Here is a 3,266-nt window from a genome sequence, read left to right on the forward strand (position 1 = left end):
CGCCGCACCCTCGCCGACGGTCTCGGCACCGACCCGGGGCCCGAACTCACCGCTCTCCACCGCGAACTGCTCGCCCCCGTACCGGTCAACCCAGCCGCGACCGGCACGTTTCACGTGAAACCGGCCCGGGGCAACCTACGCCCCCGGCTCACCTCCTTCGTCGGGCGCGAACCGGAATTGCGCGCCATCCGGGACGACCTCGCCCGGTCCCGGCTGGTCACCCTGACCGGCCCCGGCGGCTCGGGGAAGACACGCCTCGCAGAGGAGTCCGCGGCTCGCGAGGACCGGGCGGCCGCCGAGCCCCGAGACGTCTGGCTCGCCGAACTCGCCCCTGTGGAGGATGCCGACGCCGTCCCGGGAGCCGTGCTGTCCGCGCTCGGGCTGCGCGAGACGGCGCTGCTGCGGGACGGCGCACACGACGCGCCCTTCCCGCGCACCGACCCGGTCGACCTGCTCGTCGACCGCCTCGGTTCGCGCGCGCGGCCGGTCCTCCTCATCCTCGACAACTGCGAGCACGTCATCGGCGCGGCCGCCACTCTGGCCGAGACCCTGCTGACCCGTTGTCCGCAGTTGCGCGTCCTCGCCACCAGCCGCGAACCGCTCGGTGTGCCCGGCGAGTCCGTACGACCGGTCGACCCGCTGCCCGCCGCCCCCGCCCACCGCCTGTTCACCGAACGCGCCAGGGCCGTACGCCCCGGATTCGACCCCGAGCACGAACCGGCACACGACTCGGACGCCGTCGACGAGATCTGTCGCCGGCTGGACGGTCTGCCGCTCGCCATCGAACTCGCCGCCGCCCGGCTGCGGCTGCTCGGCCCACGCCAGATCGCGGACCGGCTCGACGACCGGTTCCGCCTGCTGACGGGCGGCAGCCGGACCGTACTGCCCCGCCAGCAGACCCTGCGGGCAGTCGTCGACTGGTCCTGGGACCTCCTCGACGAGGACGAACGCACCGCCCTGCGCCAGGTCTCCGTCTTCACGGGTGGCTGGGACCTGACCGCCGCGGAAGCCGTCATCCGTACTCCCTCCGGGGCCGGCCCGCACGCCCGCGCCAATACCGCCGACCTGATCGGCGCCCTGGTGGACAAGTCCCTGGTCGTCGCCGCCCCGGCCGCCGACGGCACGATGCGCTACCGCCTCCTGGAGACCATTCACGAGTACGCCGTCGAGCGCTGCGCCGAGACCTCGGAGATACGGACGGCCGCCGGACGGGCGCACACCGCGTACTTCACCGCGCTCGTCGAGGAGGCCGAGCCACGTCTGCGCTCCGGCGACCAGCTCCCCTGGATCCAGCGCCTGGAGACCGACCTCGACAACATCCGCGCCGCACTGCACCGGACCACGGCCGCCGCTGCCCCCTGCGAACAGGACGCGACACGACTCGTGCTGGGCATGGGCTGGTTCTGGTGGCTGCGCAACTACCGCCCCGAGGGCCTCTCCTGGACCGAGCGGGTCCTTGCCCTGGGCCCGGACCCCGCGGAGGACACGGACCCGCGGTACTGGGACCGGATGAACCTCCACATCCTGTGGTTCTTCTACGCGGCGGAGCGCGGGGAGACCGGCATGGACCAGAACGACACGCAGCTCCACGCGTTCGTGGAACGGGTGGCCGGCGCGTTCGCCGCCTCCGGGACACGGGGTGCCCGGTTCCCCGGCCTGCTCTGGCCGATGACCTCATTCCTCACCGGGACGTCGGACGACGTACGGAGAAAGATCGACGCAGCCGTCGACAACGCCCGCATCCACGGCGGCGCGTGGGAGTACGGCGTCACGCTGATGTTCCGCACCCACATGATCGTCGACATGCCGGGCGGCATGCCCGGCATCGACGACGACCTCGCCGAACTGCGCGCGCTGAGCAGACGCATCGGCGACCGTTGGATGCGTGCCCAGGTCGCCAGCGCCGCAGCCGAGGCCGGCATGATGCGCGGGCGCTACGACGAGGCGCGTACGGCCTACGAGGAGGCGCTCCTGCTCGCCCGCGAGGTCGGCGCCCACGCGGAGGCCCCGTTCCTCCTGGCCCGGCTCGCCGAACTCTCCTACCGCACCGGCGACCTGGAAGCCGCTGCCCAGGGGCTGGACCACTCGGAGGCCGAGGCGGAGAGCCACCAGGTGCACGACGCCGCCGCGTACATCCACTACATCCGGGCCATCATGGCGTTCCACTGCGGCGATGCGGCGAAAGCCCGCCGGCTGCTCGACGCCGCCCAGGGCGAGGCCGGGCGCGTTGGCCCGCCGTCGCACTTCACCGTGGCGCTGGAGGGACTGTCGGCCCGTATCTCGGTGTGTGAACCCGAGCCTGCGGGCGGTCCCGTGGCCGGGCTGCGGGGGCTGTTGGCGGCGCTGGTCGCGGCGAGGGAGGCACGGTGCCCCGAGGTCGTCACCGGATACCTGGCGGACGGCGTGGCAACCGTGCTGCCGCACGTGGGTCACCACGCGGCCGCCGCACGCGTCCTGGCCGCCGCCGACAGCTGGCGGATGTCCGGCCCAAGGGCCGCGGCGGAGCAGACCGATGTGGACGCGGCCGAGCGGCTGGCCCGCAAGGAACTGGGGGAACCGCGATACGAGAAGGAACGCGTCGCAGGCCTCGGGCTGACCCTCGACGACGTCATCGAGCTACTGGAGAGCATCGCCGCGGACCTTCCATGACCCGCGAGAGCACGGACCTGCCATTCCCCACGGGGGCACGGGGCGGGGCCCCGGGCATGTGCCCGCACTCGGCACCCGGTACGGGACCGCTCCTGCCGCTCAGTGGCAGCTGATACGCGATTCGGCCCAGTCGGCGAGGGCGATTCCGCCGAACGGGGTCGTCGGCTCCACGACGAGCCGGATTCGCTCCTGGCCCTCGATGCCGACGCTCACCGGAACGGCCGGGTCGTCGCCATTCATCACCGGGGACTGCCACAGCCGCGCCCCGTCGCCGTTGAACACCGAGAACCGCACCGAGCCGAGCCCCATGGTCAGATCGTCCACGCCGACCATCGCCTCGTAGCGCGTGCACGAGCGGTTCAGCTGGATGTAGACCGAGGAACGGCTGCTGACGGTCACCCCGTGCGCGTACCGCGTGCCACCGATCGACATGCCGGAACGCTGCCAGACCCAACTGCTCTCACCGAGCACCACCTCGGGGCCGGTGTGGTCGCCGAGCAGGCTGTAGGCCAGCTCACTGACCTGGTACACCTCCGGGGCCGGAGCGGGAGGTGGCGGAGTCGGCGTCGTGGGCGTGGGTTCAGGAGTGGGGGATGGCGGAGGCGTGGGGGTCGGAG

General features: G+C 72.7%; 2 protein-coding genes. One reads left to right on the forward strand and one right to left on the reverse strand.

Annotation, left to right across the window (positions count from 1 at the left end):
- The coding region (locus JGS39_RS38295) for an ATP-binding protein (protein WP_219574384.1) at positions 1–2,649 on the forward strand (2,649 nt) is incomplete at its 5' end.
- Between the two features lie 99 nt (positions 2,650–2,748).
- On the opposite strand, the gene JGS39_RS38300 is transcribed toward JGS39_RS38295, so the two are convergent.
- Positions 2,749–3,266, reverse strand: a 518-nt coding sequence (locus JGS39_RS38300; protein WP_219574385.1) for an NPCBM/NEW2 domain-containing protein, incomplete at its 5' end; no start/stop codon positions are given.

The sequence above is a fragment of the Streptomyces poriferorum genome, assembly GCF_019399235.1.
GTDB classification, from domain to species: Bacteria; Actinomycetota; Actinomycetes; order Streptomycetales; family Streptomycetaceae; genus Streptomyces; species Streptomyces poriferorum.